A 26,425-nucleotide genomic window follows, 5' to 3' on the forward strand; every position below is an offset into this window, starting at 1 on the left:
CCCACCGAGCACACCGGGACACGCACACCATGAACATCCCGACCGGCACGTCATCCGGGCCCCAGAGCCCGGAGTCCGCCTTCGAGAACACCATCGCCCGCGACCAGCGCATCGAACCCCGGGACTGGATGCCCGACGGCTACCGCGCCACGCTGATCCGGCAGATCGCCCAGCACGCCCACTCGGAGATCATCGGCATGCAGCCGGAAGGCGACTGGATCACCAGAGCGCCCTCGCTGCGCCGCAAGGCCATCCTCTTCGCGAAGGTGCAGGACGAGGCCGGACACGGGCTCTACCTCTATTCGGCGGCCGAGACCCTCGGCGCGGACCGCACGGAACTGACCGAGCGCCTGATCGACGGCCGCCAGAAGTACTCCTCCATCTTCAACTACCCGACGCCGACCTTCGCCGACGTCGGAGTGATCGGCTGGTTCGTGGACGGTGCGGCCATCTGCAACCAGGTGCCCCTGTGCCGCACGTCGTACGGCCCGTACGGGCGCGCGATGGTGCGCGTCTGCAAGGAGGAGTCCTTCCACCAGCGCCAGGGCTACGAACTGCTGCTCACCATGATGCGCGGGACCGACGCACAGCGGGACATGGTGCAGGACGCAGTCGACCGCTGGTGGTGGCCCTCGCTGATGATGTTCGGCCCACCCGACGACGACTCTCCGAATTCCGTCCGTTCCATGGCCTGGAAGATCAAGCGGCACTCCAACGACGAACTGCGCCGGCGCTTCGTCGACATGACCGTCCCGCAGGCCGAGAAGCTCGGCGTCACCCTGCCCGACCCGGAACTGCGGTGGAACGAGGAGCGCGGACACCACGACTTCGGCACCCCCGACTGGGAGGAGCTGAAGCACGTGATCTCCGGCGACGGACCGTGCAACGCCGAACGCGTCGCCCGGCGCCGTGCCGCGCACGAGGAAGGCGCCTGGGTGAGGGAAGCCGCGGCCGCGCACGCCCGCAAGCAGGCCGCCCCGGTGCGGGAAGGAGAGGCGGCATGAGCGGCACCGACGGAGTCTGCGCGGAAGCCGCTGTTCGTACGCAGGCGCAATGGCCGCTGTACGAGGTGTTCGTCCGGGGCAAGCGCGGCCTCAACCACGTCCACGTCGGCTCCCTTCGCGCGGCCGACGACCACATGGCCCTCACCCATGCCCGGGACCTGTACACCCGGCGCAACGAGGGCGTCAGCATCTGGGCCGTGCGCTCGGACAGCATCGCCGCGTCCACCCCCGGCGAGAAGGACCCCTTCTTCGCGCCGAGCGGCGACAAGATCTACCGGCATCCGACCTTTTACACCATTCCCGACGACGTCCCCCACATCTAGGAGCAAGCGCATGAGTGACGAGGACCTGTACGTCGACGCCGACAACGCTCGATGGGCATTCGGTACGGGCTTCACCGACCCGCTGCACGGAGTCGACCAGGCGGTACCCGACGGTGTCGACGCCGCGGACATGGTCGCCTGTTGTCTGGCGCTGGGCGACGACGCCCTGGTGTCCGCCCAGCGGCTCGCCGAGTGGTGTACCCGCGCCCCGGAGCTGGAGGAGGAGCTGGCCCTGGCCAACATCGGACTGGACCTGCTCGGCCAGGCCCGTCTGCTGTACGCCAGAGCCGGCCAGGCCGACGGCACCGGCCGAGGCGAGGACGCGTACGCCTACTTCCGCGACCCGGACGACTTCCGCAACGTACGACTTGCCGAACTGCCGTGCGGTGACTTCGCGTTCACCGTCACCCGCCTGCTGGTGATGTCCGCCTGGAGGCTGGCCCTGTGCGAGGCACTGACCGCCGCGCCCGACCCGGTGCTGGCCGCCATCGCCGCGAAGAGCGTCAAGGAACTGGCCTACCACGGCCATTACGCCGCCGGGTGGACCGTGCGTCTCGGTGACGGCACCAGCGAGTCGCGGGCCCGCCTCGAAGCCGCCCTGGGCGACATCGCCCCCTGGCTGGACGAACTGATGACCGACCGCACCGCGGTACGCCTCGGCGCGGACCCGGCCACCGTCGCCGACCGGACCCGACGCGAACTGTCCGACGTGCTCGCCCGGGCCGGACTGCACCGGTCCGGCGCGGTGCCGCGCGACGACATGTTCGCGTCCCGCGTCCCGGGCTCCGGCCGGGACGGAGACCACACCGAGCATCTGGCGCCCCTGCTCACCGAACTGCAGAGCGTCGCCCGCGCCCACCCGGACGCGACATGGTGACCGCGTCGGAGCGAGCGGAGCAGCGCGGGGGACGGGCGGAACACGCCCGGGACATCGCCGCCGGCGTCCCGGATCCCGAACTGCCGATGCTGACGCTCTCCGACCTCGGGGTGCTCCGCGGCATCGAGGCGGAACAGGACGGAACCGTCGTCGTGCGGCTCACCCCGACGTACTCGGGCTGCCCCGCCATGGCGGAGATGCGCGCCGAGGTCGCCACCAGGCTGCGCGCCGCCGGTTTTCCCGACGTGCGGGTGGTCACGGTGCTCGACCCGCCCTGGACCACCGACTGGATCACCGCCGAGGGCCGCCGCAAGCTGGTGGAACACGGCATCGCGCCGCCCGGTGCGCGGCGACCCGGCGACTCCGCGCCGGGCCGGATCTGGCTGTCCCTGACCCCTGGCGCGGCCGCCGTGCCCTGCCCGCGCTGCGCGTCCCTCGACACCGAGGAGCTCTCGCGCTTCGCCGCCACCACCTGCACCGCTCTTCGGCGCTGCCGTGCCTGCCTGGAACCCTTCCCGCACGTCAAGGACCTCTGATGACCGACCATGCGCCCCCCGCTGCCCCACGGGCCCGCCGCCGTCCGGCTTTCCACGCTCTGCGCGTGGCTGCCGTGGAGCCGCTGTGCCCCGACGCCGCCGCCGTCACCCTCGACATTCCCGACCGCCTGGCCGACGAGTTCGCCTTCCTCCCCGGCCAATGCCTCACCCTTCGCCGGGAGATCGACGGCCGTGACGAGCGCCGTTCGTACTCGATCTGCTCACCGTCCGGCACACCGCCCCGCATCGGCGTGCGCGTCGTGCCGGGCGGGTTGTTCTCCTCCTGGCTCGTCCACGGTGTGCGCCCCGGCGACACCCTTCAGGTCATGGGCCCGGTCGGCGCCTTCACTCCCGATCTCAGCGATGCCGGTCACCTCGGCCACCATGTGCTCATCGCCGCCGGATCCGGCATCACGCCCATGCTGTCCATAGCCGCCTCCGTACTCGGCGCGGACGCGGCCTCACGCATCACGCTGCTGTACGGCAACCGGCGCACCGGAACCGTGATGTTCGCGGACGAACTCGCCGACCTCAAGGACCAATACCCGGCCCGCCTCCAGCTCGCCCACGTGCTGTCCCGCGAGCCGCGCGAATCCCAACTGCTCTCCGGCCGCCTCGACGCCGACCGGGTCACCACGCTGCTCGGCGCCCTCGTCGACATCCGTGAGGTCGACCACTGGTGGCTGTGCGGTCCGCACGGCATGGTTCGCGACGCCTGCGCGCTCCTCTCCGGCCTCGGCGTCCCGGCCGACCGTGTCCACCAGGAACTGTTCCACGCGGACGAGGAGCCGCCCGCCCCGCCGTCGGCAGTTGATCGTGACGGCGCGGACGGCGCGGACGGCGGCGGCCCGGAGAGCGAGATCACCGTGGTCCTCGACGGCCGGGCCACCGCCTTCTCCGCCCCGCGCGACCGCACCGTCCTCGACAGTGCTCAGCAGGCCCGCCCAGACCTGCCGTTCGCGTGCAAGGGCGGTGTCTGCGGCACCTGCCGCGCCCTGGTCACCCATGGCCAGGCCGACATGCGCCGCAACTACGCGCTGGAACCCGCCGAGGTGTCCGCCGGATACGTCCTCACCTGCCAGACCTTCGCGGCCTCCGACACACTCACCGTCGACTTCGACAGCTGAGGTGCGACGGCGGACGGGCCGGAGCGCCGGCCGGACGCCGCGCCGGTGCGTCGCGAGCCCGCGGGCCGGTTCCAGGTGGCCGGCGCTCTTCCCCAGCAGAGGTGGACGGCGTGGTGGAGCCGGTCGTTCCTCACCCATGTTCGGCGCCGGCGCCTGCGGATGTCGGTGCAGAGCCGGCGCCTAAAATCGCCGGTATGGCACTGCGACCTGTTCAGGTGAACATCAAGGCTCTTGATGACTCGGCGGTCGGCCGGTTCTGGGCGGAGGCGCTCGGCTGGAGCGCTTACAGCCCCGGAGTGACCACCTACGTCGGACCCGTCGGCGGCCTCGTCTGGCCGGACCCGGTCGCCGTCTGCGTCGACGTCGTCGGAGTTCCGGAACCCAAGACGACGGCCAAGAACCGTGTGCACCTCGATCTCGCCACCACCTCAACGGCCCATCAGGCGCAGTTGGTCGCGCGCCTCCGGGCTCTCGGCGCGACGCGCGCCCACGTGGGCCAGGGCGAAGTGCCGTGGACGGTCCTCGCCGACCCCGAGGGCAACGAGTTCTGCGTGCTGGAGCCTCGGGAGATCTACCGGGACACCGGGCCGATCGCCGCGGTGGTGGTCGACTGCGCGGATCCGCGGGCCATGGCCCGGTTCTGGGGTGAGGCGACGGACTGGACCCTGCATGAGGTCACTGACGATCAGGCGGTGTTGCGCTCCGCCAAGGGTGTCGGCCCGTATCTCGAGTTCATCCGCACCTCCGGCGTGAAGACCGTGCCGGACCGCGTCCATCTTGACCTGCTGCCGTACCCCGGTGACGACAAGGCAGCGGAGGTGGCCCGGCTGCGGGCTCTCGGCGCCACCGACCTCGACCTCGGCCAGGGCGACGTCCCGTGGACGTGCCTGGCCGACCCGGAGGGCCACGAGTTCTGCGTCCTCGCCCCGTCCTGACGCGGAGTCCTCGTGGGCCCGGCGCACCGGCCACGCTCGCTCGGCTTCGCGCGGCGGACATCGCCGAGCTCGACGACGTCGCCGCACCGAACCGCTTGGCCGCCGAACGACGGGGCGACGAACTACTGTCGGTCCTCATCGCCTCCAGGCAGCCCATTGTCCGACCGTCCACGCACGCGGCGATGAGTTTTCCCGGCCGGGCGAGTCTCACCACCGTTGTCGCCCCAGCACAGGAGGAACACGTGGCTCAGCTACTGAGAGTCCAGAACTTCAGCGTCTCGAGTGACGGAATCGGCGCCGGTGAGGACCAGACCCTCGAGAGGCCGTTCGGTCATGTCGACCCCGGCAGGCTGTTCGCGTGGGCCGGCGCCACGGCGAGTTGGCCCATGCGCACCGGCCCCGGGGGGAGCCGGGGCCTGGACGACTACCTCACGCGGGACTACGCACGGAACATCGGCGCCGAGATCATGGGCCGCAACAAGTTCGGACCCCAGCGCGGACCCTGGCCCGACCACGAGTGGCAGGGCTGGTGGGGTGACGAACCCCCGTTCCACACCCCGGTATTCGTCCTGACCCACCACAAGCGTCCTTCCCTCACGCTTTCCGACACCACGTTCCACTTCGTCGACGGCGACCCTGCCACCGTCCTCGAGCAGGCCCGGGAGGCGGCCCGGGGCAAGGACGTCCGGCTCGGCGGCGGGGTCACCACCATCCGGCAGTTTCTCGACGCCGACCTCGTCGACACCATGCATGTGGCGGTCTCGCCGGTGAGGCTCGGATCCGGTCTACGGCTCTGGGATTCCCCCGATGAGCTGCTCGACCGGTTCCACCTGGACGTCGTTCCCAGCCCGAGCGGGGTGACGCACCACCTGTTCTGGCGGAAGTGACCGCTTGCGAAGTGGTTCGTGTTCCCTGGTGATCATGTTCCGTGGGGCGTGCCGATCAGGCGTCGGAGCGCGTGAGCCGGAGGGCCGCGACGGTGTACGCGGCGACCACCGGTGTACCGATGTACACGCCCTGCACATCCGAGAGGATCATGGAGACGCAGGCGACCCCCGTGGTGGCGGCCAGTACCACGGCAGGCCAACGCGGCGCAGGCCAGTGCCGCCAGCACCGCAACGGTGACGGTCGGCGGCACCCGCTCCGGGGGATCGCCGGGGACGAACGGCGCCAACAGGCTCGACGGTCTCCTGGGGGTGGCCGAGATGAGCGGGGGAGGGGACCGCTCCCGCTGCGGGGGTGCGGCGTGCCTCCGCCTACAGCGGCAGTGCCGGATGCCGTTGTTCGGCCTTCGCGGCGAGGTCGCGTTGGCGTTCGGCACGCTGCTCGATCAGGTGGCGGAAGCCCGTCAGCGCGAAGCGTTCGCCCGCTGCTGAGCCGGGGCCGGGGATCCCGGCGATCGCGGCCATCAGGCGCTTGGGCTGTGGCTGCCAGCCGACGACCAGGACGCGCAGGCCCATGCATTCCGCGCGACGGTGCAGGTCGAGGAGAAGCAGAAGGCCGCTGGAGTCCATGAACGCCACTTCGTGCAAGTCGATCAGTGCCACTGACGTATCGGGGGTGACGCCGTCCAGCGCCTGCCGGAGGGTGCAGACGGCACTGGCGTCGAGGTCGCCGTGCGCACTGATCAGGATGGTGCTGCCCGTGCGCTCGATGACCGTCTCGAAAGGAACTCTCATCTGGCGCCCGCCTCCGTCAATGCCCTGTTGCCGGCGCCCGCTGCGGCACCGCTGGCAGCATTTTGACGCCGCGGACGGCGGGCAGTCGGCAGCGGCGCGCCAAGGGTTCTCACGGTAGGACGTGGAGGTCTTCGTGGCCGGAGCCGCAGGGCGCCGGCCGGCGCGCCGGTGACCGCGGTCAGCGGCGCGAGCAGGACGCCGCACAGCATGCTGCGGCGCAGCGCAGCGTGCGCGTCACGCGCCTGTCGGAGATGCCTCGCATCCTCACCACACGGCGTCCGCCCTCGCCTTGCCCGGCGCGGAGCACCGGCCGTCCAAGTCGGCGACGACGCGAGAGCAACGAGCGGTGGGCCGTTCGCCTCGGCCGGCGGAGGACTCGACGACGACGTACTCGCCCTCGCCCAGCCCGTAGCCCCTGACGACGTCCTGGACTTGCTCACCGTTTCGCGGAGAGCAGCCACTGCCAGCGTCGGCGCTCGGTGACGAGGGTGACGGCAGCCAGCAGGCTCACGGCGATCGCCGCCCACGCGGGCCAGGCCAGCCAGGAGGAAGCCACGGCTGCGGCGAGCTGGAGCAGCACCAGAAGGATCGTGGCCCAGCCCGGCACCGCGATGATCACGCCGGCTTTGTCACCCGGGGTGGAGAAGCACGTCGGAAGGCCGATCAGGAGCACCACGGACAGGGCCGCAAGCAACCACGAGTGGCCGGCCAGCGCCCAGGGGGTCGCCACCCAGGCGATGAGTTCCACTGCGAAGCGCAGGACGGAGGCGTTGCGGTCGTCAGGTCGAACAGAGATCGTTTCCCGAGTTGCACCAGTCACCCGCGTGACCTTCTCACGCCGTGTGGTCCGCCGCCAGGGACTTGCGCGCCAAGCCGGAACCGCTGCGCGGGAAGCCGGTCAGCGTGCTCGAACGCGGCGGGAACCACATGAGGTTCCGCGGCACGCCGTCCCGTTGAGGGCGGCGTGCCGCGTCGTGCGGCGTGTCGACGTTCTTCAAGTGTTCAGCCGGTCGGCCGATGGGCTGATCGACCGACTCGGCCCGTCTGGCAAGGGCCGCTCGCGCACCGAGCGCGACTACCGCACGACTCCCAGGTACTCGAGGCCGTTCTACCTGGTCAGGATGGCCCCGCTCGCGAAGGAGTCGCCCTGGTCGCTGGACAGGTAATGCCAGCCGCCAACGGTCAGGTGCGTGCCGGAGGACACCACAGAGCTGACGCCGAGGGGAAGTTGCGGATCGTTCTCGGGCAGGCCGAGCGACCGCCAGCCCGTGGCGGGCGTCCAGGTCATGCCGACAGCCGCGTCGTCGTTGCCGCCCACGACGGCGAGTCCGCCGTGCGGCCGCAGGGCCACGGCCTGAAGCGAGAAGGTGCCCGCGGGCAGGGGCACCTGGTTCCACGAAATGCCGTCCCAGTGCAGGGCCAGCCCCGCCGGGCGCTGCTTGTCGGTGTCGCGGGACCATCCCACCGCCCACACGTCCGTCGGGGTGCGGGCCGCGACGTCGAAGAGGACCGCCGAGTCCGGGAACGCCGGAGTGGGCGTCCGCGTCCACCGGTGCCCGTCCCAGTGCACGGCGACGGACTGACCGGTGTCGTAGTCCACGCCGACCACCCAGACGTCGTTCGGCGCCACCTCCTTGACCTGGTTCAGGCCCCAGTTGGCAGATCCCGGGATCCGCACGGACCGCCACCGTCGGCCGTCCCAGTGCTGTACGACCGGGATCTGGGTGAACGTGTCCTGCGTGTAGCCCTGGCCTACCGCCCAGGCGTCCCGGCCGGAGGCCGAACTCACCGACAGCAGACTGGCTTCGACCGTTCCGGCAGGCAGACCCGTATCGGGGGTCAGTTGCCAACTGCCCGCCACATACCGCCCTGTCAGGACGCCTTCGCCGTCCGATCCCTGATCACCGACGAAGAACGCCGAGCCGTCGGCCGCGGTGGCGATGTCGTTGATTCTGCTGTTCCACGCATCGGCACCCGGAATCACCGTCTGCTTCCACATCCCGCCCCGGGCGAGGTCGCGCTCGTACATCGCGGGCGTGAACCGGATCGTGCCGTCCTGGGCGTTCTCGACAGTCGCGCCACCGGCCCAGGTCTTTGACGGGCTCGGCTGAGCCACGCTCATCACCGAGACCTTCCCCGTGGACGTCTCAGCCCAGGCCCCGCCACCTGTCGTCCCGGCCGTGGCGGGTCCGCTGATCAGGATCGTGATCGCCCCGACCCCTGCCAACTGCCCGGCGATCCTGCGTTTGACCGTCACCGTGGTCTCTCCCATCCCGGAGGAACCGCTCCCCCCAATGTATTAATGCGATGGCGGGTGCGTCTTGTTGCACACACCTTCCGCGGAGACAGGGGACGATGTCCGCCGACGGCGATGGGGCAGGGCCGGACGAGACCAGGTATCCGACGGTCGGAGCCTTGGCTGGAGACCCGATCATTGTGTGGGTGCGCACAGCCCCCCGACGGGGAGCGGTCATTCGTTCTCCGTCACGGTCCTGTGCGCCTCGTGGCGTACATCGGCGTCCTTGTGGCCGCGCAGCAGACGCAGCAGCGACCGCCACTCCTCGGGCCAGCCCAGTGCGCCGCCCGTTCCCTTCACGAGAGCGGCCGCCAGCAGGCCCGTCGCGGTGCCGCCGTCGCGGGCGAACCGGTCGGCCGCGGTCAGCAGGGCCTCGGCGCGCCCCGGAGCAGCGTGATACGCCGAGGACGTCCGCAACCGGCCGGACGTGTGCACCGCGACGGTCGCCCCGGCGCCCTCGAGAGTGTCCGCGAGGTTCCGCAGCCGTTCGAGCAAGGCGTCCGGCTCCACGGTGTGATCCACCAACTGGCCGAGCAAAAGGGCGCGTTCGGCTACCACCAGGGGTTCCGACGCCAACTGTTCCGCGACCGTTTCGAGCAACTCGGGTCGTACTCCTTCGGCGTAGCCGAACGATGTCAGGTCCCGGAGCCGCTGCAGTGCCGGCAGGTCCCGGCCCTCCAGCGCGTCATGGCCGCCCTCCGGCGTGTGCATCGCGGCGAGCAACTGGGCCACCGCGCCGTGGAACACGCTGCCCGGCGCGGCACCGCCCACGGGGTGCGGCAGCTCGGACACGGCCAGATCGCGCAGCACCCACCCCGCGAACCGCCAATGTGTACGCTCGCCGAGGTCGCAGACGGTACGAGAGATACGGGCGGCCAGTTCGGGTGAGTAGCGGCACCACACCCCCATGGTGAGCAGCAGGAAATTGCCGCCTCCGAATCCCTCCGTGAGCGCGAGGGACGTGTCGTACGCCGCGACGACGACCGCGGCGTAGGAGCGGCGGTGCGTTTCGGCCAACTCCCAGGGGGTGACGGCCAGGAGGGCTTCGTGTACGGGCCGGGCTTCGTCGCGTACGACGTCGTCGAGCAGGTGCCAGGCCTCCGGTTCACCGAGCAGCGGCGGCAGCGCGCGCACGACGGCGGCCCGCACGTCCGGGTGGCGGTCGGGAGCGTGGAACGTGCCCCCCAGCAGGGACACCGCCCGCCGGGGCGGCAGGAAGCAGGCGGCGAGTCGTACGGCCTCCTTGCGGGAGGTCACCTTCGCGGGCCGCTCCCCGGTCAGCAACGCGCCCAGAGCGACGGCCAGTTCGGACGGAGCGGTGAAGCGGGCGGCGCGGGACGCCGCGTACACGGCAACCCGGGCCCGGTCGCTGCCCGCCTGCTCCAGCAGCGCCGGCAGGGTGTCGTGGGGCCGGTCGGTCCAGGGCAGCGCGCCGAGCGCGGCCTCGGCGACGACCACCTCCGTGTCGTCCTTGTGCGCGAGCGCCAGAGCCCGCCCGAACTCGGGCACCGGGGCCGCGGCCCGGATCAGGGCGGCCCGGTCGTCGAGGGGGAGAGAACCGTCCGCGACCGCCTCTCCGGCCAGCCGGACCGCCGTCCGCTGCTGACGCGGCAGCCAGCGGTCGCTGTCACCGAGGTCCGGCAGCGGGCGGCGGGACCCGTCCACCAGGAAGCGGCCGTACGGCAACGACGCGTCGAGCAGGGTGTCCAGCAGATCCGTGCGCCGACGGGTCAGCACCCGCCGTACGGACGGGAGGACGACCGACGACGGTTCGAGCGCGACGATCCTGGCCACCCGTTCGTCGCGGGTCGCCGGAGCGGCCAGCCACAGTTGGGCCGCAGCCCGGAACGTCTCGTCGTCGCCGCGTTCCAGGGCCGTGGCCAGCCTCTCCTGCAGCTCGGGCAGCCGCCGGGCGCGCGGTCCCAGTGCGGCGGCCAGGCCCAGCAGCAGCCGGAAGTCCGCTCGCCCGGCCCCGGCGTCGAGCCAGGGGCGGAGGGCTTCGAGCACCTGGTGTTCCTGGCCCCGTCGCAGGACGCGGTGCAGCGGGCCGAAGTCGGGTACGCCGACGCGGTACGTGATGCGCTCCAGGGTGCGCAGCGCCCAACTCCGCAGGTCTGTGGCCTCGTTGGTGGCGTGCTCGACGAGCAGACGTACGGCGAGGATGCGCAGCGCCGTCAGCGTGTCGGCAGAACTGTCCCGTGCCTCCAGCGCGTCGGCGGCGAGCGCGTCCAGCAGCGGGGCGTCGTCGGAGCCGAAGACCCGCGGGTGCGTCTGGGCGAGTGCGCCGAGCGCCTCGGCGCGGACCGGGTCCCGCTCGTTGCGCAGCCGGCGGCACGCCGTGGTCAGCAAGTCGGTGATCGCCTCCCGGCTGCCGTCGCGGGCGGCGCAGGCCACGAACAGCGGCCAGGCGTTGGCCCGGTCGTCGGCGTCGGACCGCCCGATGGCGGCGAGCAGCGCGGGACGTGCCTCGTCGATCGGGCCGTGGGCGAGGGTGTCCAGGTCGTCCCACCAGTAGTCGGTGCCGTCGAACTCGGCGGCGGCACGCCGGACTTCCGCCCAGCGGCGCTCGCGCGGCAGCAGGCCGAGGACGCTCAGCGCCGGGTCCGAGCGCGTCCCTCCGTCGGCGACCGCGTCCACGAACGCGGGGCGCCGGCCGGGCGCGAGGGCCTTCACCAGTGCCGTGAAGTGACCGCCGCGGTTCAGCCAGTGACGGCCCAGCGCGGTCAGTGACGTGGGTTCGGCCCGCACGAGCCTGTGCAGTACTCCGGGCGGCGGTATCGGCGCGTGGCGTTCTTCCCGGCGATCGGGGGAGGTGATCCAGCGGATCACGCGTTCGGCGTCGGCGGTGACCAGGGGGCCGAGTCCGTTGCTCAGCGCGGGAGGCAGACTGCCGGGGCCGTGCCGCTCCAGCAGGGTGAGCACCCGCTCGGGGCGCAGCGGCGCGAGTGCCGCGAGCGTGGTGGCGTTGAGGCGCCACCAGTCGTCCCGCTGCTGTCCGCCGGCCCGGTCGGCCAGGGTCTGCTCGGCGTGGTCCAGCACCGGGTCGGGATGCCGGCACGCCAGCCGCGTCCAGCCGTCGACGGCGTGTGCCAGCTCCGGCAACTCCCGTGCCACGAAGGTGGGGGAGCAGGCCGGCAGCAGTCGCGCGGCCTCGGCGTCGCCCCACTCCGAGCGCAGTCGCGCCACCAGCCGCTCGGCGAGTGCGGTACGGCCTCCCGTGGCGAGCAGACGGGCCAGCCGCTGCCGCAGCACGGCCGGTGCGTCGTCGTAGGCCGCCGCTATCGCCCGGTCCGGTACCGGCAGATCACGTGCGGCGCGCCGCGCGTACCCGGCGACGACCGGGTCCAAGTCGGCCAGCCGCTCGGCGAGGTACCCCGCGTCCCGTCCCACGAGGGCCGCCAACGCCGCGAGCCGCCGCTCGTACGGCCCACGCCCGTCCAGGTCGGTCAGGAGCGGGGCGAGCATTCCGTCATCCGCGAGCCGGCGTGCGGTCCGCGCCGTCAGCGTCAGGCGGGCGGGGAACGGCAGCGGTTCGAGGGCGGAGAGCAGTTGCTCCGCGTTGATCGGCATGGGCCGATTGTGCCCGGCGGGATTTGTTCATGCGATCGAATATGGCGGCGTCTCATCCGGTGGGTTCCGGATCGGTTTCCGACACGATCCGGGCCGGCCGACGCCGGCGCTGAGAGCAGCGCCGGTCGTCTGCTTCGTCGAGCAACGGCGGTAACTGGTCCGAGCCTGTGACGCAGTCGCGCAGGATCCGCAGGCGCGCTCTGTCGAGAGCGCCGCCGTTGTTCCGCCATCTGTTCCGGGTTCACCACGGCAAGCCCGTCGAGTACGGGGACGTCATCCAGCAGGCCCCGGCGACGTCGGCCAACGGCTAGGGCTTCTGGGCCGAGATGTGCCGGCAGCGTACGGCGAGGGCCGCGATGTCGTCGTCGAGCCGTCCGCCGCCGTAGCGGAGCAAGTCCTTGTGAAGCTGGTCCAGCAGCTCACGGGGCGGGGCCGCGCGGTGCCGGCGCATCCAGTCCGGCAGCGGGAAGAAGTCGCCGTTGCGGTCGCGGGTTTCCGTTACGCCGTCGGTGTAGACCAGCATCTGATCGCCGGGGACGAAGGCGACCGTGTCCACGTGGTAGTGGTCTCCGAGAAGCGCCGAGAGATTGAGGGGTGTGGAGGGGAGGGTGGGCTCAAGAACGCGGATCTCGCCGCTCTGTACGAACACCGGTGGCGGATGCCCGCAGTTGAGGACCTTGACCTGCCCGCTGTCGTAGGGAATCTCGGTGATCAGGGCGGTGGCGAAGTGCTCTTGCTGATCGTCGGCGGGGATCGCGGCGCTGTAGCGGGTCATGGTGATCTGCAGGCGCTGGATGAGGCCCTTCAGGTCGGGCTGGTCGTATGCGTTCTCTCTGAAGCAGTTGATCACCGCCGCGGCCGCCCCCACCGCTGACAGGCCCTTGCCGCGTACGTCGCCGATGAGCAGGCGGACTCCGTACGGGGTGTCGGCCGCCTCGTAGAAGTCGCCACCGATCCGGGCCTGCTCCTGGGCCGCCCGGTACAGCGACTCGATCTCGATGCCCTGGATACGGTGCGGCAGCGGGCGCAGCAGGACCGTTTGGGCTGCGTCGGCGACGAGTCGGACCTGGAAGAGCGTCTCCTCGCGCTGGAGTCGGAGATGGCTCGCATAGGCGGCCGCGAGGGTGACCGCGGCGATCGCGGCAGCCGTGTACGGCGTTCCCAGATCGGAGTGGACGAAGCTGATGCCGATCATGATCAGGAAGCAGCATGCGCCCAGCAGGATCGTCGGGAGCACGGGCCACAGGGCGGCTGCGAGGGCGGGTGCCGCGGGCAGGAGGCGGCTGAAGGCGATCTCTCTCGGCGTGGCGAAGGCCAGGCCGGCGATGAGGACGGTGACGAGCACCGGTGACAGCAGTACGGCCTGCCGATGACCGCCGTGGGGACGGTGGCGATGCCGGAGCCGTGCTGACCTGATCACAATTTATAGCTTATCGGTATGAAGCAGGTGACGAATGGGTGCGCCACTCGCCGATCACCGGTGCTGCTGCGGGCGGCCTCGTGGTGCAGATCCTCGGCGAACTGGGTGCGCCCGCCTTCGTAACGCTCGGCGAAGTAGGTGTGGACGGGATGATCCGGCCGTGCGGCCGCGGCGGCGAGCTCGATCCACAGGCGCATCAGCTCCGGCGCCTTCTGGTGGTGGCGCATGAGCCCGCCGAGGTAGGGGGCGAGCTGGTCCGGGCCTTCCACTTCTTCCAGGCCCTGCTGCCATTCCGTCGCGTCACGGTGGGCGAGCACCTCGGCGAGGAGCTCGTCCTTGTGGGACGATGACCGCCGCGTCGGCGAGATGATCAGCGGCCATCCGGGCCGTCACCTTTGTGCACCGGTCCACGTTCAACGACGACGACAGCGCGCTGGAGATCTGCGCCAGCAGGGCGGCTCGCTCGCGTTCGCTGTGCAGCGCCTTCTCGGCCCGGCGGAGGTCGGTGTTCTCCACCAGCCACCACACCACGTCCCCGCTACCGGTGGACGAGGGGTGGGCTTCGAAGTCGCCGTCGACGACGAGCACAGGGCAGGGGGTCATCGCTCCACGCCGTGCCGACACCGACGCCGCTGTCGCGCGAACCGCCAGAAGGGTCCGGAGTAGGAGTCAGAGGCGGGTGAACGCGTCGCGCGTACCCGATCACCTTCCTGCCGCTCGGAAAGGGTGCCGTCCGGCAACCGTCTCGCATCCGTCAGCCCTGTTCACCTCCCCGCTCGATCGCGCACAACCTCAGGCCGGGCTGGTCCGCAGCGGCACCAGCCCGGCCCGGCGAGAAGCCCCGGCTTCAGCCGGGGGAGGAGTCACCGGCGACTACCACCACGGGGTGCAGTGGAAAACGCCGCTCACCTGGACACATGCGCGGGCGACGAGGTTCCGGTCGTTGAACGTCCCGGTGTAGGCCGAGCTCGCATTGTTCGACAGTCCGAGCGGGCCGTTCCAACTCCGACCGCCGTTGGGACTGATGTCCAGATAGACGCGTGACCTGTCGGCCCCGTTCCAGAGCCCCCACACGCAGCGCGATGGACGGTTGTACCGGAGTTCCACCTTGTTGCGGTATCGCTTCTTGATGAGGCCGCCTCCAGGTGCGGACACCCACAGGGAGGTGTACCACTCCTTTGTGCCGCGGGTTTCGAACTGCCCGCTCGCAGCCCAGGATCGCGCTTCGTCGCGGTTGTTGTCACAGTGTCGGGCAGGCAACGCAGATGCCGGCGTTGCCGACGCCCCGACAAGTGCGCCCGCCAGCAGAACAGATGCCCCCATGATCCCTGTCAGCGTGCTCCGCACCCTGGCCATATGGCTCATCACCATCCCCCTCGCATTGGTGAAGTCTGGACGCTAGCGACGGCGACAGTGCCTGGGGAGAGCGTGCGGGGCCTCCGCTGAGGCGCCAAGGCGTGTCCCCGTGAATGCTCAGAGGCGCGCACGCCGGAGCGGGGGTCGACTCGCGCGCCGCCGTCGAGACGCGTTCCCGAACAGTTGCGAGTCCCGGGCCGGTGGTGACTGGGCGATTCAGTAGGCGAATGAGCGGCTAGGTTGTCCGTGAACTCCGCTGACCAGTCCTGGAGCAGGCATGACCTCGTTGGATGAGTTGCAGGCCCTGCTGGGCGAACCCACCGGTCGGCAACCGAACGCAGATGACTGGGACGAAGTCGAGCGGTAGCGGACAGCGATTTTCGCACCCGACGCGACGGGCGCGCGTGGGCGGGGGGCGCCGCCGCTGTTCCGACTGCTCTGTGTGCTCTGTCTGGCTCAGGCGCGGGTGCGGGCGGCTGGACAGGCTGATCAACTGGCCAGAAGTCTCTGTACCTCTTCGCAAGGGAACTCAGTATGGCCATCGTCGTGGTTCTCGAGATGCCGGGGATGACCCAGGCCCAGTACGAGCAGAGTGCGGACAAGGTGGCCGGCCGGCCCGGGCCGGTCAAGAGCCCCGCCGACTGGCCGGTGGACGGTCTCATCTCGCACACCTCCGCCCCCACCGAAGACGGCTGGCTCGTCGTGGACGTCTGGGAGTCCGAGGAGGCGTTCCGGCAGTTCGGCGAGACCCTGATCCCCATCCTGCGGGAACTCGGCCTCTCGGACGTACAACCGCGGACCTACCCGGTGTTCAACGTGGTCACCCGGTAGCGCCAGTCGACCCCGCCATGCTCTGAGACAGCGACGGACGCCCCTCACGGCGGCTCGCCGAGGAGTCAGGCAGTGGAGCAGCCGAAGGAGCGCGGGCGGCCTTCCGGGCTTGGGTACCCTCTCGCATGCGGTGCGCTGTCACAGCAGGACACAGCAGCCGCATGGGGACGTGAGTCAGGTTGCGACCGGAATGGATCAGGGCCCATGGCTGAGCGTGCTGTCCGGCACCGGATCGGCACTGCCGTCGTGTGCCTTGCCGCGCTCGGAGCGACGGTGGGGCAGGTGTGGGCACAGCCCCAGCCGGCGGCGGGGGATCCGACCGCCTTGCATGCCGAGGTTTCCACGACGTCCGTCAAGGGCGGCACCCGGAGGGAGACCGGCGGACCGCTGCCCGACGGCCTGCCGGGCCGGCCGCCGCAACGGCCCGGGACAGCCCTCGTGTCGGCTGCCACCGCGGTCCACGGGGCCGACTTGGCGCACCCTGACGCGTCCCTCCTCGCCGGTGCGTCCCGGTCGTCTCCGCGGACGGACTTCGCTCCTGTCACCGAAACGGTCAGGGCCAGGGTGGGGGACACCGTCGTGGTCCGGCTCGGTGTGACGAACCGAGGCCCCGGTTCCCCCGACGACGGAGGCCCCGGATCCTTCGCGGTGGTACCGCCACCCGGGACCACGATCACGTCCATTCCCCACGAGGGGGACGACGACGACCGGAGATACTCCTGCCAGCCGCCGCAGGACAAGGACAACTACTTCTTCCTGTGCGACTTTTCGGCATCGGCGGGGTCTTCGACGACGCTCGGTTTCCACATGCGCATCGACGAGCGGATCCCCGGCGCCGAGGGCTCCGTCACCGTGTACGGTCCGAACGACGCCGTGCCCGGCAACGACCGCGCAGTGATCCCCGTCGACGCCGCTTCCGCGCCGCTGTGGCGGTGGCAGAATCCGCTCTGGCACTGGCACCACTGGCCGCTGGCGGCGGGGACGCTGGCCGTCTTGGCCCCGGCGGGCAGATGGTTCGTCAGGAGGTGGAGGCGGAGGCGGTGCGGGCCCGAGTGCCCTGACCCGCAGGTTCGTTGAACAGGTCCGACGTGGTGTCGGCGCGGGAGTGCTGATGGCGGGGTGAGTGCCATGTGCGCGAACTGATACCGCAGTGCCGCTCCAGAGCCGTCCAGGCCGCGGGCTCACGCGCCTGGGGTGGCCTTCCCCGTGACGTCTCCTCGGCGAACCCGCCCGCTCGGCGCTGGTGCAGCCGTCGCCGGGCCGCCGCACAGCAGCTGAACCGGCTCCGGGACGGAGCGGGATTCGCTAGGGTCAGCAGTGCGCCACCGTGCGTAGTCGGGCCGATCGTGACGGGCGGGGGCCGACGGGAAGGAACCACGTTGAGCGGTGAGCGGAGAAGTCTCGCGGAGCATCCGATCGTCGTGATCTTCGGCGTTCTCGCCGCTGTGATCGGCGTGCTTGCCGGGATCAAGGATCTGGCTGCTTCCGACCCCGCTCCGCCGTCGGCCTCGGGGCCGGCCTCCGCGACCCCGAGCCCCACGGAATGGCCCAGCAGTGACCCCGCGGAGACACCGGTCCCGTCCGAACCGGTTGCACAGTCTCTGGACGAGGAGCCAACGGCGCCGGACCCGGCGCCGGATCCTGCCACCTCGGCGGCTGAGGACTCCGCTCCCGATGATTCCAAGGCGGAAACTCCGCAGCACACGGAGGCTTTGACCGTCCGAATCAAGATGGGGTCCTCCGGAAAGGTCGGTCCGGATACGTTTCGCGCGGGAGCCAGGCCGGGCGCCGACACCGAGGTCTATGACGACACCGGCCAACTGGACAGGAAGTGTTACGTCAAGTGGACACTCAAGCGTGGCTCCGAGGTGGTGCGGCGCGTCACCAGTGAGCGATGCCGCCCGCCGAGCATCACGCTGTTCAACTTCGAGGACAGCCTGGACGAGCCCGGCTCCTACACCCTGACAGCGGACGTCACCACCGACTGGCATCAGGCGGGGAACGAGACTGTGAGCTTCGATGTCGTCTCGGGCTGAGGGTGCGGCCGAGCAGGTGGTGGCTGACGCCCCGCGGCCCGGTACCGGCCACGGCATCGGCGGCCGTCGCGCTGATCTCCGAGCTGTGAGAGGGGTGAGCCGATCGGCGGAAGAGCGGCACGGCACGGTCGGAACGACAGTCGTGACGGACCGTCAAGAAATGCGGTGCGGTGCCGACTTCGGCTCCGACTTCGGCTCCGACTTCGGCTCGGAGGGAAGTACCGTCGCGCGGCGGGGGAGCAGGAGAGGGGTCGCCAGCAGCAGCACGCCGGCCAGACCGATGGCCGTACGCGGGCCGAGCAGAGCGCCCGACACGCCCCAGACGGCCGTCAGGAGCGCCGTAGAGACCTTGGTCGTCACGGCCCAGGCGGACAGCGTGCGGGCGACCCGGTCGCTCGCGGTGCGCTCGAGGCGATAGGTGGCGTAGACGGGGTTGAAGACCCCGCAGCAGAAGATGAGGCCGAGCTCGACGCCCATCACCAGCAGCAGCCCTCCGGTGCCCGCCCCCAGGAAGGCCAGGCCGACGGGCCAGATCGCGCGCAGCGTCCCGAACACGATCAGGACCTTGTGCTGCCCGAACCGGGTGACGAGCGGCCGGGCCAGCCGCGAACCGAGCAGCCCGCCGATCGAGGGTGCGGCGAAGGCGAGGCCGTACTGCCACGGTGCGAACCCGAGTCGGCCGAGCATCAGGACGGCCAGCAGCGGTTGGGCGGCCATCACCAGGCCGTTGAACAAGGCCGTGTTGAAGAACAGCGGGCGCAGCGTCGCGTCGGAGAGGATGTACCGCCAACCGTCGAGCAGGTCCCCGGCCCGCATGCGCGCGGCCTCCCGGGGCTCGGGCAGCGGCTCGTGCCCGCCCATCGCGCGGATACCGAGGGCGGAGAGAAGGTAGCTGACCGCGTCGGCCACCACGGTCGCCACCGGGCCCAGGAGCCCGATCGCCGCCCCGCCCAGCGGCGGTCCGATGATCGTGGTCGTCCAGGCCGTCGACTCGAACCGGGCGTTGGCGACGAGCAGGTCCTCGGCCGGCAGCAGTGTCTTCAGGTACGCGCCGGAGGCGGCGCGGAACGTGATGTCGGCCGCCGCGACGACGACCGAGACCAGCAGGAGCTGAAGGAAGGTGAGCACGCCGAGCGCGAAAGCGGTGGGGATCGTCAGCAGCGCCGTGAACCGCGCCAGGTCCATCGCGATCAGCACCGGCCGCTTGCGGCGGAATTCGACCCACGGGCCGAGCGGAACCGCCACGGCCGCGCCCACCGCAGCTCCCACGGAGGCGAGCGCGGCGACTTCGGCCGGTCCGGAGTGCAGCACCTGGATGGCGATCAGCGGGAACGCGCCGAAGGCGAGCCACGTGCCGAGCGCGCTGGTCCCGTACGCTCCCCAGAGCCACCCGAACCGCCGCCCCAGCCGATGTCCGAGCAGATGTCCCAGCCGGTTCCCGCTCCCCATGCCCGATGCCCCTCATCACTCATCCGTACAACCGATCCGCGATCGGAAGCATCAAAGCGAGCGCGATCCCCGGGAATCAAACAACGGCAGCGCCATCGGCCACAACCAACGGTTGTGTCCCTAGACTGCCGGCATGGACCTCGACACTGTCCGGACCTTCGTCGCCGCCGCCGACGCGGGCCAGTTCCAGGAGGCCGCCGCCGAGCTCGCGGTCACCCAGCAGGCCGTCTCCAAGCGCATCGCCGCGCTCGAGCGCAATCTCGGGGTGCGGCTGTTCACCCGCACCCCGCGCGGCGCCGAACTCACCATCGACGGGCAGGCGTTCCTGCCCCACGCGCGCGAGCTGCTGCACGTCGCCGAGCGCGCGGTCGCGTCCGTGCGCACCGGCCGCCGTCCGCTGCGCGTCGACGTGATCGCCTCGCGCAGCGCGCAGTCGGGCCTGATGCGTGGCTTCCACCGGGCACACCCCGACATCGAGCTCGACGTGGTGATGCTGTTCGAGATCGAGACGGCCGTCGCCGCCATTCGGTCCGGTGCTGTCGACGCGTCCTTCCGCGCCGTCGCCGTGCCCGGCCGGCCACTACCCGAGGACATCGAGTCCGTCCGGGTGCTCGACGAGCCGCTCGAGCTCCTCACCGGCCCGGCCCACGCGCTGGCCGGCGCCCGGTCGGTGACCGTCGCCCAGCTCGCCGGGCATCGGATCTGGATGCCCGGGATCGTCCCCGGTACCGAGTGGGCCGCCTACTACGAGGACCTCGTTGCCGAGTTCGGCCTCACCATCGAGGCGACCGGCCCCAACTTCGGCTCCGACGCGCTCCTCGACACCATCGCCGACACCCCTGCCCTGGCCACGTTCATGGGCGGGCAGACCCGCCTCGTATGGCCCGCCGGCCACGGCCTGCGCCGCATCCCGGTGACCGATCCGACGCCCGTCTACCCGCACTCGCTCCTCTGGCACCGCGACAACCCCCACCCGGCGCTGGCCGCCCTCCGCGCCCACCTCACCGCCGCAGCGGCCGACCACGACGCCGCCGGGACCTGGGCGCCGAGCTGGGTCATTCCGCGCTGAGCGCCGCGGCGGTTCCGATGGCCCGCGACGGGGGTCGTCCGCACGGTCGGCCAGGCGGCTCGGAGTGCTGCAGGAGGCTCGAAGTCGCTGTCCTGCGACGGGCGTTCGTGACCCAGCCGTGGGCCCTTCGACGCGCAGGCGGCGCTGGAGGACGACCGATCCCCTGGCCCCTTGGGGGCGTGCCGCTCGCCCGAGCCCTGTGGTCGCCGAGGCGGGTGACGGCGAGGAAGCCGTCGCGGCGGTCCGGCGTACCCGGCCCGACGTCGTCCTGATGGACATCCGCATGCCGCAGCTGGACGGCCTCGAAGCCACCCGTCGCATCCTCAGCGGCGCCTCCGGCGAACCGAGGGTGATCATCCTGACCACCTTCGACCTCGACCAGGTCGTCTACGACGCCCTGGCCGCCGGCGCGGCTGTCGTCCTCGCGTACGAGCCCGGGCTGCTGAGTGCGACGGTGCCGCCGAGCCGAATGCGGGGCGCGGAAAGGCCGTAGCAACGAACCAGTCCGTGTCGACTGTCGCTGGACCACGGAACACGACCGCCGGCTCTCAGCGCACGGTCACCTGTCGGCGGATCGGAGACCCGCTGTCGACCCCGACCTGCGTACTCCTCTGACCCTTCGGTCGAACTCACGGTTGAGCAACGGCAGGAGAACGCTGCCGAACCGAGCCAAGGCCCGGGTGCCCGCGTCCGGACAGATCGTGAAAAGCCGCCGCTCGATGCCGTCCAGGACAGCCGCCGCGACCTTGTCCGCCGTGAGCGGCTTGATCGTCCCGCCGACCACGCGGGTCTCCTCGGGCTTCCACCGGTTCTCCTCAGCGAGCTGCGACGTGTCCACGTCCGGCGGAAAGACGACACCGACGTGCACTCCGTGCGGCGTGAGCTCGGCCCGCACCGACTCCATCAGTCCGCGTACAGCGAACTTGGCCGGACCGTACGCGCTGTAACCGAATATCCCGATCAGTCCGGCTGCGGACGAGACCGCGACCACGCTGCCGTGCCCGCGCTCCACCATGCCGGGGGCCACGGCCCGGATCGCGTACAGCGTGCCGAAGTAGTCGACCTCCATCATCTGCCGGAAAACCTCGTCCGGCAGTTCCAGGAAATGCCCGGGGCGAGCGAGGCCCGCCGAGGCGATCAGAATGTCGCCGGGCCGGCCCCGTTCTTTCTCCAGTTCGGCGATGGCGCGCGTGAGCGCTGCCTGGTCGGAGACGTCGGCCACCCGCGCGGTGGCCGACAGCTCCCGCGCGGCCTCCTCAAGGCGCTCCCGTCCGCGCGCGATCAGCGACACCTTCGCCCCGCGCCCGGCGAACAGCCGGGCCGTGGCCAGGCCGATGCCGCTCGACCCGCCCGTGACGATCACGTGTGACGAACTGACGTCCAGTGGGCGGGAGTTCCGCAGTCTCATGCCCGGGAGCGTATAGCGCCGTCCGACCGTTGGCAGGGCGCTGCACGGAAGCCGGTCCAGAACTCGAATTCACCTCTCGAAACGGAGTACGCCGGTGGCGCCAGGCCGCGTTCCCCGTTCGGGGGCGAGTCCAGCCGGCCTCTTGCACTCGAGATATTCGACAAGGTGTTCCATTTAGGGGTCATGGCGGGTTAGGGTCATTCCGAACGATCTTGTATGGAGGTGCCCCGGAATGGAAAGCAACGCGTCCCCGCGCCGGGGCCGTCCCCCAGGTCCTCGGGCTGCGGTCGGGGAACTGACGAGCCGCCAGTCGGCCATCGTCCGCTTCATCACGGAGTCGGTCGACCGGCAGGGTTACCCGCCGTCGATGCGGGAGATCGGTCAGGCCGTGCAGCTCGCCAGCACGTCCTCGGTCGCCCACCAGCTGATGGCCCTCGAGCGCAAGGGCGTTCTCTACCGTGACCCGCATCGTCCTCGCGCCTACCGGGTCCGGCCCCCATGGGCACCCGACGGAGCCGACAGGAGCGAGATGCGGGTGGACGTGCCGCTCGTCGGGCGGATCGCCGCCGGTGCCCCGCTGCTCGCCGAGGAGATGGTCGAGGACGTCTACTCCCTGCCCCGCCAGGTCGTGGGCGATGGCGATCTGTTCGCTTTGACGGTATCCGGCGATTCCATGATCGACGCAGCGATCTGCGACGGCGACATCGTGACCGTGCGGCGTCAGGACAGCGCAGACCACGGCGATGTCGTCGCCGCGCTCCTGGGCGACGAGGCCACCGTCAAGGTGTTGCGCCGGCAGGACGGGCAGGTGTGGCTCATGCCCCGCAACCCGGCCTACGAGCCGATCCGCGGCGACCAGGCGCAGATCCTCGGGAAGGTCGTCGGCGTCCTGCGCCTGCTCTAGGCGCCACGACTGACCGCAGGAAGACGCACGACGCCACCCGGCTGCCCGCGAGCTGCTCGACCGGTGCGCCGACGGGAAGCCGCTGCCCCTCGCAAGAACTCGGCCACCGGTCCCGCCGGGGCGACGAGCCGGAGCTTCTGGTTGATCTCGCCAAAGGTCATCAGCTGCGGCAGCCATGGGCTGATGGTCGCGGAGAGGGGTCCGTGAGGATCGCGCGGCGGGCGTCGAGCGCTGCTGCCAGCAGGCGCTCGTCAATCATCGTCTCGGCATCCTGGGTGGAATCGTTGACCGGAAGGCGGGTGGGTCGGTCGATCAGGGCTGTCACGGCAGGCAGCGCCGGCAACGCCTGACGGCCCATCCGTGCGAGGCCCTCCAGGTAGTGCTCACCGACCGTGTACTCACCCAGGTGCGGGGTCATGAGAGCGAGGAGCCGGGGGAGGGCGGCAGGGCCCGCGTGTCGGAGCCACAGTTGCGCGCACACGGCCTGCGTGCGACCAGGCCTCCGGAAGGTGAGGTTGTACAACTGGGCGGCCTGTCGGAAGGTCAGCGGGCCCGCGTCCAGCAGGGCCCCGAAGATCTCCGGGGCGTGCGAGAGCCGTCCGATGCCCAAGGGCAGGGCCGCGAGGAGCGCGGCGGCGGAGGGGCTGTCGTACGCCGGCGGCGGGCTGCCGCAAGCCCGATGGGACTTGGGATACGCAGGGAAGGGGACCGTGGCGGCCAGAGCGCCGTGCGCTCGCATGGCCGCCTCCGAGATCGAGGCTGTGGTGAGAGCCTTCGCCACGGCCGGACTGACCGCTTGCCCGCAGTGACGGACGAGCGGGGGCAAGAGCTCGACCGCGGCTGCCCTCCAGTGGTGACAGGCCTCGCGGGCGACCTCGGCGCCGATGTCGCGCGTGGCGGGATCGGCGAGGAGGCGCGTTGCGAGGGTGTAGGTGTGGCGCTCGCGCTCCAGCCGGTACAGCACCCACCCCCAGCGTCGTCCGGCTCTTTCCAGGTGACGTGCGGCCTCCCGGCCGTCTGCGAGCAGCGCCTCGTCGAGGGCGGGCCAGTCCAGGGGAGGGGCGGCCCGCAGGGTCTCGAGGTGGGCGAGGAAGCGGACGGACGCCAATGGGTCGGTTCGCAGGTGCGCTACGGAGGCCCCGAGCGAGTCGGCGAGGACGGTACGCACCACGGGGTCGGTGAGTTCCTGGAGGGACCGGATCGCGACATCCCGGCCCCCCGCATGGACGAGGAGCCGCGCGGCTCGGCGGCGCACCTGCTCGTCGGCGTCACTGAGCCGGGCCAGGGCCGCCTCTGCGGCCGCGGGCCAGGACCCGTCCGAGGAGAGGCTCCGGAGGAGGGCCATGACCTCACGACGCACGAACGGATCGTCGGAGTGGGCGAGTCGCAGCAACCGGACGGCGACCGGACCGGTGCGGTCGGCGCCTACCGCGTCGAATATCGCGGTACGGGAACGATGGGCCGGCGTGGTGGCGGTGCCGAGGGCCACGGCCTCGTCCAACCACCTCACCGGACGGGGCGGTGGCCGCCCTTCCACACGGAGAACTCAGTCATGCGGCCGATCCTGTCATGTGTCCTGCAGCCTCGGCCACGGCATTACGGCCGACGAGCGACACCGATCCGATCTCGCACGCGCCCGTATGGCCACGCTTCGAGTGGGAACCGGACGACTTGATGCGCCGGCCGGTATGGCTCACCCCCACATGATCCGCACGATCTCCCAGGCTGAGCCTTGACCTGAAGTTTGCTTGAGGTCCCAGAGTGATCTGTATGGACACCGAAGCCGCAGATATCAAGGCCATCGAACAGATCGTCATCGCTGTCGAGCGCGCTCAACGCGCCAAGGACGTCGAAGGTTTCCTCGCACTCTTCCATCCCGACGCCCTCTGGACGACCGGCCACGGCAAGGTCCTCATCGGCTTCGACGCGATCGCCGAGTTCACCCGGGCCGTGCTGCCGGCGGCAGACCTCGACGGTGAGGTCACCTACGAAGCGGTGCACACGCAATTCCTGCGGCCCGACGTGGCGGCCGTCAAGGTTCGGCAGATCTACCACTCGCCGGAAGGCGACACAGAAGGCACTCCGCTCTACGTCATGACGAAGCAGGATGACGGAAGGTGGCTGCTGCATACAGGCCAGAACACCGAAGTGCGGGTCGAATAGACCCAACGCGCCCACTGTTCATCGGTCAGGTCAGCCCGCGTCGTCACCGCCGGGGCGGCCGCGAGGTCTCCGGTGTCAGGTTCCTCTGCTCGATGAACCCTCGACCGGAGACCGCACCGACTTCACGGTCACGCCACGCCCGTCACGACGGACTTCGAGGCGAACCCTGGATACGAGGTGTCGAGGCGGGACCCATGAACATCAGAGTGGGTTGAGGCGGGCCTTGAGCAGGCAGAACTCGTTGCCTTCGGGGTCGACCAGGACATGCCACTGCTCCTCCCCCGTCTGACCGATGTCGGCCGGGCGCGCACCGAGCTTCAGAAGGCGTTCGAGCTCGGCGTCCTGGTCACGGTCAGTCGCGTTGACATCGATGTGCAGCCGGGACTTCCCCTTCTCCGGCTCCTCCCTGCGACTGAGGATGATCGTCGGCTGCGGACCGCCGAACCCTTCGCGCGGCCCGATCTCCAACGTGCCGTCGTCCTCGCGATCGAGCACGACGAAGTCCAGGACCTCGCACCAGAACCGCGCCAGCACCTCGGGGTCGCGGCAACCGAGGACGAGCTCACTGATACGACATGCCATGAACGAAACCCACTCTCGGTCCGGGGGACTGCCGGGGAAGCACACGCGAACCTCACGTGCTCCCAGCAGTGAAAACAACCCCGCGACCGTATCGGACGAGGCGAGCACGGGTGAAATGATTTCAGGACCGAACCTGTCCGGGGCGGCCCGTCAGCCCGCCAGCCACGCAGGGCTGTTGGCCATACAGACCGGGCCGGGCTGTTGGCCATGACGGGCAGGGCGAGCCGTGACGACGCCTCCGCCGGCGAGGGCAGGAGGATCTGGGCGCGCAGGACCGCCGGCGGCGGATACCCCGGCGCCCAGGTGCGACAGCCGATGAGGAATCCGGTGCTACGCGTCCCGGCATATGTCCCGGATCTCGGGGAGTTCCTGGAAGCCGGCGGTCTGGTAGGTGGCGACGGCGCCGACGTTGGAGCTCGGCGTGCAGACGATCGCGCTCGACGAGCCCAGCTCCTGGAGTGTGGCCGCTGCGGCGACGGTGATCGCCTTGCCATAGCCGTGGCGACGATGTTCCCGGTGCACGCCCATCGGTTCGAGCAAGCCCGGCCTGCCCGAGCCGGCCGACCACACCGTCACCGCTGCCACGGCGTCGCCCTGGTCGTCGTACGCGACCAGACACCGGGCGTCGGCGTACGGCACTCCGGCCGCCATCGCGTGCCAACGCTCGTCCGAGAACGCCGACGCGTCGAACGACGCCCGTTGTACGGCCGTCCGCACATGCGCCCGTTCCGGCCCGCTCACGTCGATGCGTACGCCTGGGTCCGGCACCGGCTTCGTGAGGTCGCGGCGCAACGGGGTCCACGGCTCGGCGGCGTTCCAGCCGGCCTCGAACAGCAGATCTTGTCACCGGGCTCGGGGTC

Annotated in this window: 24 protein-coding genes and 2 pseudogenes; 14 read left to right on the top strand and 12 right to left on the bottom strand. The window is 70.8% G+C overall.

All coding sequences use genetic code 11. From position 1 onward, the window contains the following. The first annotated feature begins 29 nt into the window (after positions 1 to 29). The 7 genes from paaA (at position 30) to ACIPFH_RS19325 (ending at position 5,689) form a co-directional block, all read left to right on the top strand. Positions 30 to 1,004, top strand: a complete 975-nt coding sequence (paaA, locus tag ACIPFH_RS19295) for a 1,2-phenylacetyl-CoA epoxidase subunit PaaA (RefSeq protein ID WP_401827860.1) — start codon at positions 30 to 32, stop codon at positions 1,002 to 1,004. Beyond that, positions 1,001 to 1,327, top strand: a complete 327-nt coding sequence (gene paaB, locus ACIPFH_RS19300) for a 1,2-phenylacetyl-CoA epoxidase subunit PaaB (RefSeq protein WP_401827862.1) — start codon at positions 1,001 to 1,003, stop codon at positions 1,325 to 1,327. The genes paaA and paaB overlap by 4 nt, the downstream gene beginning before the upstream one ends. A gap of 10 nt (positions 1,328 to 1,337) precedes the next feature. Continuing rightward, on the top strand, positions 1,338 to 2,204 hold the full coding sequence (paaC, locus tag ACIPFH_RS19305; RefSeq protein ID WP_401827864.1) for a 1,2-phenylacetyl-CoA epoxidase subunit PaaC: 867 nt from the start codon (positions 1,338 to 1,340) through the stop codon (positions 2,202 to 2,204). Then, complete coding sequence (gene paaD, locus ACIPFH_RS19310) at positions 2,198 to 2,740, top strand: 1,2-phenylacetyl-CoA epoxidase subunit PaaD (protein ID WP_401827865.1); 543 nt, start codon at positions 2,198 to 2,200, stop codon at positions 2,738 to 2,740. Before paaC ends, paaD begins: the two co-directional genes overlap by 7 nt. Beyond that, positions 2,740 to 3,867: a 1,2-phenylacetyl-CoA epoxidase subunit PaaE gene (gene paaE / locus ACIPFH_RS19315; RefSeq protein ID WP_401827867.1), complete on the top strand. Its 1,128-nt coding sequence runs from the start codon at positions 2,740 to 2,742 to the stop codon at positions 3,865 to 3,867. Before paaD ends, paaE begins: the two co-directional genes overlap by 1 nt. Before the next feature lie 194 nt (positions 3,868 to 4,061). Next, positions 4,062 to 4,802, top strand: a complete 741-nt coding sequence (locus tag ACIPFH_RS19320; protein ID WP_401827868.1) for a VOC family protein — start codon at positions 4,062 to 4,064, stop codon at positions 4,800 to 4,802. A gap of 242 nt (positions 4,803 to 5,044) precedes the next feature. Beyond that, positions 5,045 to 5,689, top strand: coding sequence for a dihydrofolate reductase family protein (locus tag ACIPFH_RS19325; RefSeq protein ID WP_401827870.1), 645 nt, complete (start codon positions 5,045 to 5,047; stop codon positions 5,687 to 5,689). A 369-nt stretch (positions 5,690 to 6,058) separates the two neighbouring features. Here the strand turns inward: ACIPFH_RS19325 and ACIPFH_RS19330 are convergent, their stop codons facing one another. The 7 genes from ACIPFH_RS19330 to ACIPFH_RS19360 form a co-directional block, all read right to left on the bottom strand. Further along, the gene (locus ACIPFH_RS19330) at positions 6,059 to 6,481 is read right to left on the bottom strand and encodes an STAS domain-containing protein (RefSeq protein ID WP_401827871.1); all 423 of its coding nucleotides are present in this window, start codon (positions 6,479 to 6,481) and stop codon (positions 6,059 to 6,061) included. A gap of 436 nt (positions 6,482 to 6,917) precedes the next feature. Further along, positions 6,918 to 7,301 (bottom strand): hypothetical protein, encoded by a 384-nt coding sequence (locus ACIPFH_RS19335; RefSeq protein WP_401827873.1) that lies wholly within the window; start codon positions 7,299 to 7,301, stop codon positions 6,918 to 6,920. 288 nt (positions 7,302 to 7,589) lie between these two features. Beyond that, positions 7,590 to 8,753, bottom strand: a complete 1,164-nt coding sequence (locus ACIPFH_RS19340) for a hypothetical protein (protein ID WP_401827874.1) — start codon at positions 8,751 to 8,753, stop codon at positions 7,590 to 7,592. 198 nt (positions 8,754 to 8,951) lie between these two features. After that, the gene (locus ACIPFH_RS19345; protein WP_401827875.1) at positions 8,952 to 12,347 is read right to left on the bottom strand and encodes a hypothetical protein; all 3,396 of its coding nucleotides are present in this window, start codon (positions 12,345 to 12,347) and stop codon (positions 8,952 to 8,954) included. A gap of 307 nt (positions 12,348 to 12,654) precedes the next feature. Beyond that, on the bottom strand, positions 12,655 to 13,767 hold the full coding sequence (locus ACIPFH_RS19350) for a PP2C family protein-serine/threonine phosphatase (protein ID WP_401827876.1): 1,113 nt from the start codon (positions 13,765 to 13,767) through the stop codon (positions 12,655 to 12,657). Beyond that, entirely contained in the window at positions 13,764 to 14,084 is a 321-nt protein-coding gene (locus tag ACIPFH_RS19355; RefSeq protein WP_401827878.1) for a hypothetical protein, read from the bottom strand. Before ACIPFH_RS19355 ends, ACIPFH_RS19350 begins: the two co-directional genes overlap by 4 nt. Then, positions 14,068 to 14,370, bottom strand: a complete 303-nt coding sequence (locus ACIPFH_RS19360; RefSeq protein WP_401827879.1) for a hypothetical protein — start codon at positions 14,368 to 14,370, stop codon at positions 14,068 to 14,070. The genes ACIPFH_RS19355 and ACIPFH_RS19360 overlap by 17 nt, the downstream gene beginning before the upstream one ends. Before the next feature lie 1,287 nt (positions 14,371 to 15,657). Between ACIPFH_RS19360 and ACIPFH_RS19365 the strand changes: the two genes are divergently transcribed. The 3 genes from ACIPFH_RS19365 (at position 15,658) to ACIPFH_RS19375 (ending at position 17,990) form a co-directional block, all read left to right on the top strand. Next, positions 15,658 to 15,954, top strand: coding sequence for a hypothetical protein (locus tag ACIPFH_RS19365; RefSeq protein WP_356251434.1), 297 nt, complete (start codon positions 15,658 to 15,660; stop codon positions 15,952 to 15,954). 564 nt (positions 15,955 to 16,518) lie between these two features. After that, positions 16,519 to 17,031: a hypothetical protein gene (locus ACIPFH_RS19370; RefSeq protein WP_401827880.1), complete on the top strand. Its 513-nt coding sequence runs from the start codon at positions 16,519 to 16,521 to the stop codon at positions 17,029 to 17,031. 302 nt (positions 17,032 to 17,333) lie between these two features. Beyond that, positions 17,334 to 17,990, top strand: coding sequence for a hypothetical protein (locus tag ACIPFH_RS19375; RefSeq protein ID WP_401827882.1), 657 nt, complete (start codon positions 17,334 to 17,336; stop codon positions 17,988 to 17,990). Between the two features lie 153 nt (positions 17,991 to 18,143). Here ACIPFH_RS19375 and ACIPFH_RS19380 read toward each other — a convergent pair whose 3' ends face one another. Continuing rightward, positions 18,144 to 19,439, bottom strand: a complete 1,296-nt coding sequence (locus ACIPFH_RS19380; protein ID WP_401827883.1) for an MFS transporter — start codon at positions 19,437 to 19,439, stop codon at positions 18,144 to 18,146. Between the two features lie 133 nt (positions 19,440 to 19,572). Here ACIPFH_RS19380 and ACIPFH_RS19385 point away from each other — a divergent pair, with 133 nt between their 5' ends. Together ACIPFH_RS19385 and ACIPFH_RS19390 are read left to right on the top strand one after the other, a co-directional pair. Continuing rightward, positions 19,573 to 20,508 (top strand): LysR family transcriptional regulator, encoded by a 936-nt coding sequence (locus tag ACIPFH_RS19385; protein ID WP_401827884.1) that lies wholly within the window; start codon positions 19,573 to 19,575, stop codon positions 20,506 to 20,508. A 163-nt stretch (positions 20,509 to 20,671) separates the two neighbouring features. Further along, a pseudogene (locus ACIPFH_RS19390) lies at positions 20,672 to 20,995 on the top strand (response regulator transcription factor); the annotation flags it as partial. 72 nt (positions 20,996 to 21,067) lie between these two features. On the opposite strand, the gene ACIPFH_RS19395 reads toward ACIPFH_RS19390, so the two are convergent. Continuing rightward, positions 21,068 to 21,916, bottom strand: a complete 849-nt coding sequence (locus ACIPFH_RS19395) for an SDR family oxidoreductase (RefSeq protein ID WP_401827885.1) — start codon at positions 21,914 to 21,916, stop codon at positions 21,068 to 21,070. Between the two features lie 232 nt (positions 21,917 to 22,148). On the opposite strand from ACIPFH_RS19395, the gene lexA reads away from it, so the two are divergent. Beyond that, positions 22,149 to 22,820 (top strand): transcriptional repressor LexA, encoded by a 672-nt coding sequence (gene lexA / locus ACIPFH_RS19400; protein WP_401827887.1) that lies wholly within the window; start codon positions 22,149 to 22,151, stop codon positions 22,818 to 22,820. 160 nt (positions 22,821 to 22,980) lie between these two features. Here the strand turns inward: lexA and ACIPFH_RS19405 are convergent, their stop codons facing one another. Further along, complete coding sequence (locus ACIPFH_RS19405) at positions 22,981 to 24,321, bottom strand: hypothetical protein (RefSeq protein ID WP_401827889.1); 1,341 nt, start codon at positions 24,319 to 24,321, stop codon at positions 22,981 to 22,983. A gap of 269 nt (positions 24,322 to 24,590) precedes the next feature. Between ACIPFH_RS19405 and ACIPFH_RS19410 the strand changes: the two genes are divergently transcribed. After that, entirely contained in the window at positions 24,591 to 24,983 is a 393-nt protein-coding gene (locus ACIPFH_RS19410; RefSeq protein ID WP_401827891.1) for an SgcJ/EcaC family oxidoreductase, read from the top strand. Positions 24,984 to 25,184: 201 nt separating this feature from the next. Here ACIPFH_RS19410 and ACIPFH_RS19415 read toward each other — a convergent pair whose 3' ends face one another. Both ACIPFH_RS19415 and ACIPFH_RS19420 read right to left on the bottom strand, forming a co-directional pair. Next, positions 25,185 to 25,565, bottom strand: coding sequence for a VOC family protein (locus tag ACIPFH_RS19415; protein ID WP_401828081.1), 381 nt, complete (start codon positions 25,563 to 25,565; stop codon positions 25,185 to 25,187). Positions 25,566 to 25,895: 330 nt separating this feature from the next. Further along, positions 25,896 to 26,405 (bottom strand): annotated as a pseudogene (locus ACIPFH_RS19420) (GNAT family N-acetyltransferase); the annotation flags it as partial. Positions 26,406 to 26,425: the final 20 nt, after the last annotated feature.

Origin of the sequence: Streptomyces sp. NPDC088157, assembly GCF_044741545.1 — a bacterium.
In the GTDB taxonomy this organism is placed as follows: domain Bacteria; phylum Actinomycetota; class Actinomycetes; order Streptomycetales; family Streptomycetaceae; genus Streptomyces.

Coding starts and splice junctions, on each gene's coding strand:
- ACIPFH_RS19345 (WP_401827875.1), bottom strand. CDS start 12,347: ATGCCGATCAACGCGGAGCAACTGCTCTCCGCCCTCGAACCGCTGCCG.
- ACIPFH_RS19320 (WP_401827868.1), top strand. CDS start 4,062: ATGGCACTGCGACCTGTTCAGGTGAACATCAAGGCTCTTGATGACTCG.
- ACIPFH_RS19415 (WP_401828081.1), bottom strand. CDS start 25,565: ATGGCATGTCGTATCAGTGAGCTCGTCCTCGGTTGCCGCGACCCCGAG.
- paaE (WP_401827867.1), top strand. CDS start 2,740: ATGACCGACCATGCGCCCCCCGCTGCCCCACGGGCCCGCCGCCGTCCG.
- ACIPFH_RS19395 (WP_401827885.1), bottom strand. CDS start 21,916: ATGAGACTGCGGAACTCCCGCCCACTGGACGTCAGTTCGTCACACGTG.
- ACIPFH_RS19380 (WP_401827883.1), bottom strand. CDS start 19,439: ATGGGGAGCGGGAACCGGCTGGGACATCTGCTCGGACATCGGCTGGGG.
- lexA (WP_401827887.1), top strand. CDS start 22,149: ATGGAAAGCAACGCGTCCCCGCGCCGGGGCCGTCCCCCAGGTCCTCGG.
- ACIPFH_RS19330 (WP_401827871.1), bottom strand. CDS start 6,481: ATGAGAGTTCCTTTCGAGACGGTCATCGAGCGCACGGGCAGCACCATC.
- ACIPFH_RS19365 (WP_356251434.1), top strand. CDS start 15,658: ATGGCCATCGTCGTGGTTCTCGAGATGCCGGGGATGACCCAGGCCCAG.
- ACIPFH_RS19410 (WP_401827891.1), top strand. CDS start 24,591: ATGGACACCGAAGCCGCAGATATCAAGGCCATCGAACAGATCGTCATC.
- paaD (WP_401827865.1), top strand. CDS start 2,198: ATGGTGACCGCGTCGGAGCGAGCGGAGCAGCGCGGGGGACGGGCGGAA.
- ACIPFH_RS19385 (WP_401827884.1), top strand. CDS start 19,573: ATGGACCTCGACACTGTCCGGACCTTCGTCGCCGCCGCCGACGCGGGC.
- ACIPFH_RS19340 (WP_401827874.1), bottom strand. CDS start 8,753: ATGGGAGAGACCACGGTGACGGTCAAACGCAGGATCGCCGGGCAGTTG.
- paaB (WP_401827862.1), top strand. CDS start 1,001: ATGAGCGGCACCGACGGAGTCTGCGCGGAAGCCGCTGTTCGTACGCAG.
- paaA (WP_401827860.1), top strand. CDS start 30: ATGAACATCCCGACCGGCACGTCATCCGGGCCCCAGAGCCCGGAGTCC.
- paaC (WP_401827864.1), top strand. CDS start 1,338: ATGAGTGACGAGGACCTGTACGTCGACGCCGACAACGCTCGATGGGCA.
- ACIPFH_RS19360 (WP_401827879.1), bottom strand. CDS start 14,370: ATGACCCCCTGCCCTGTGCTCGTCGTCGACGGCGACTTCGAAGCCCAC.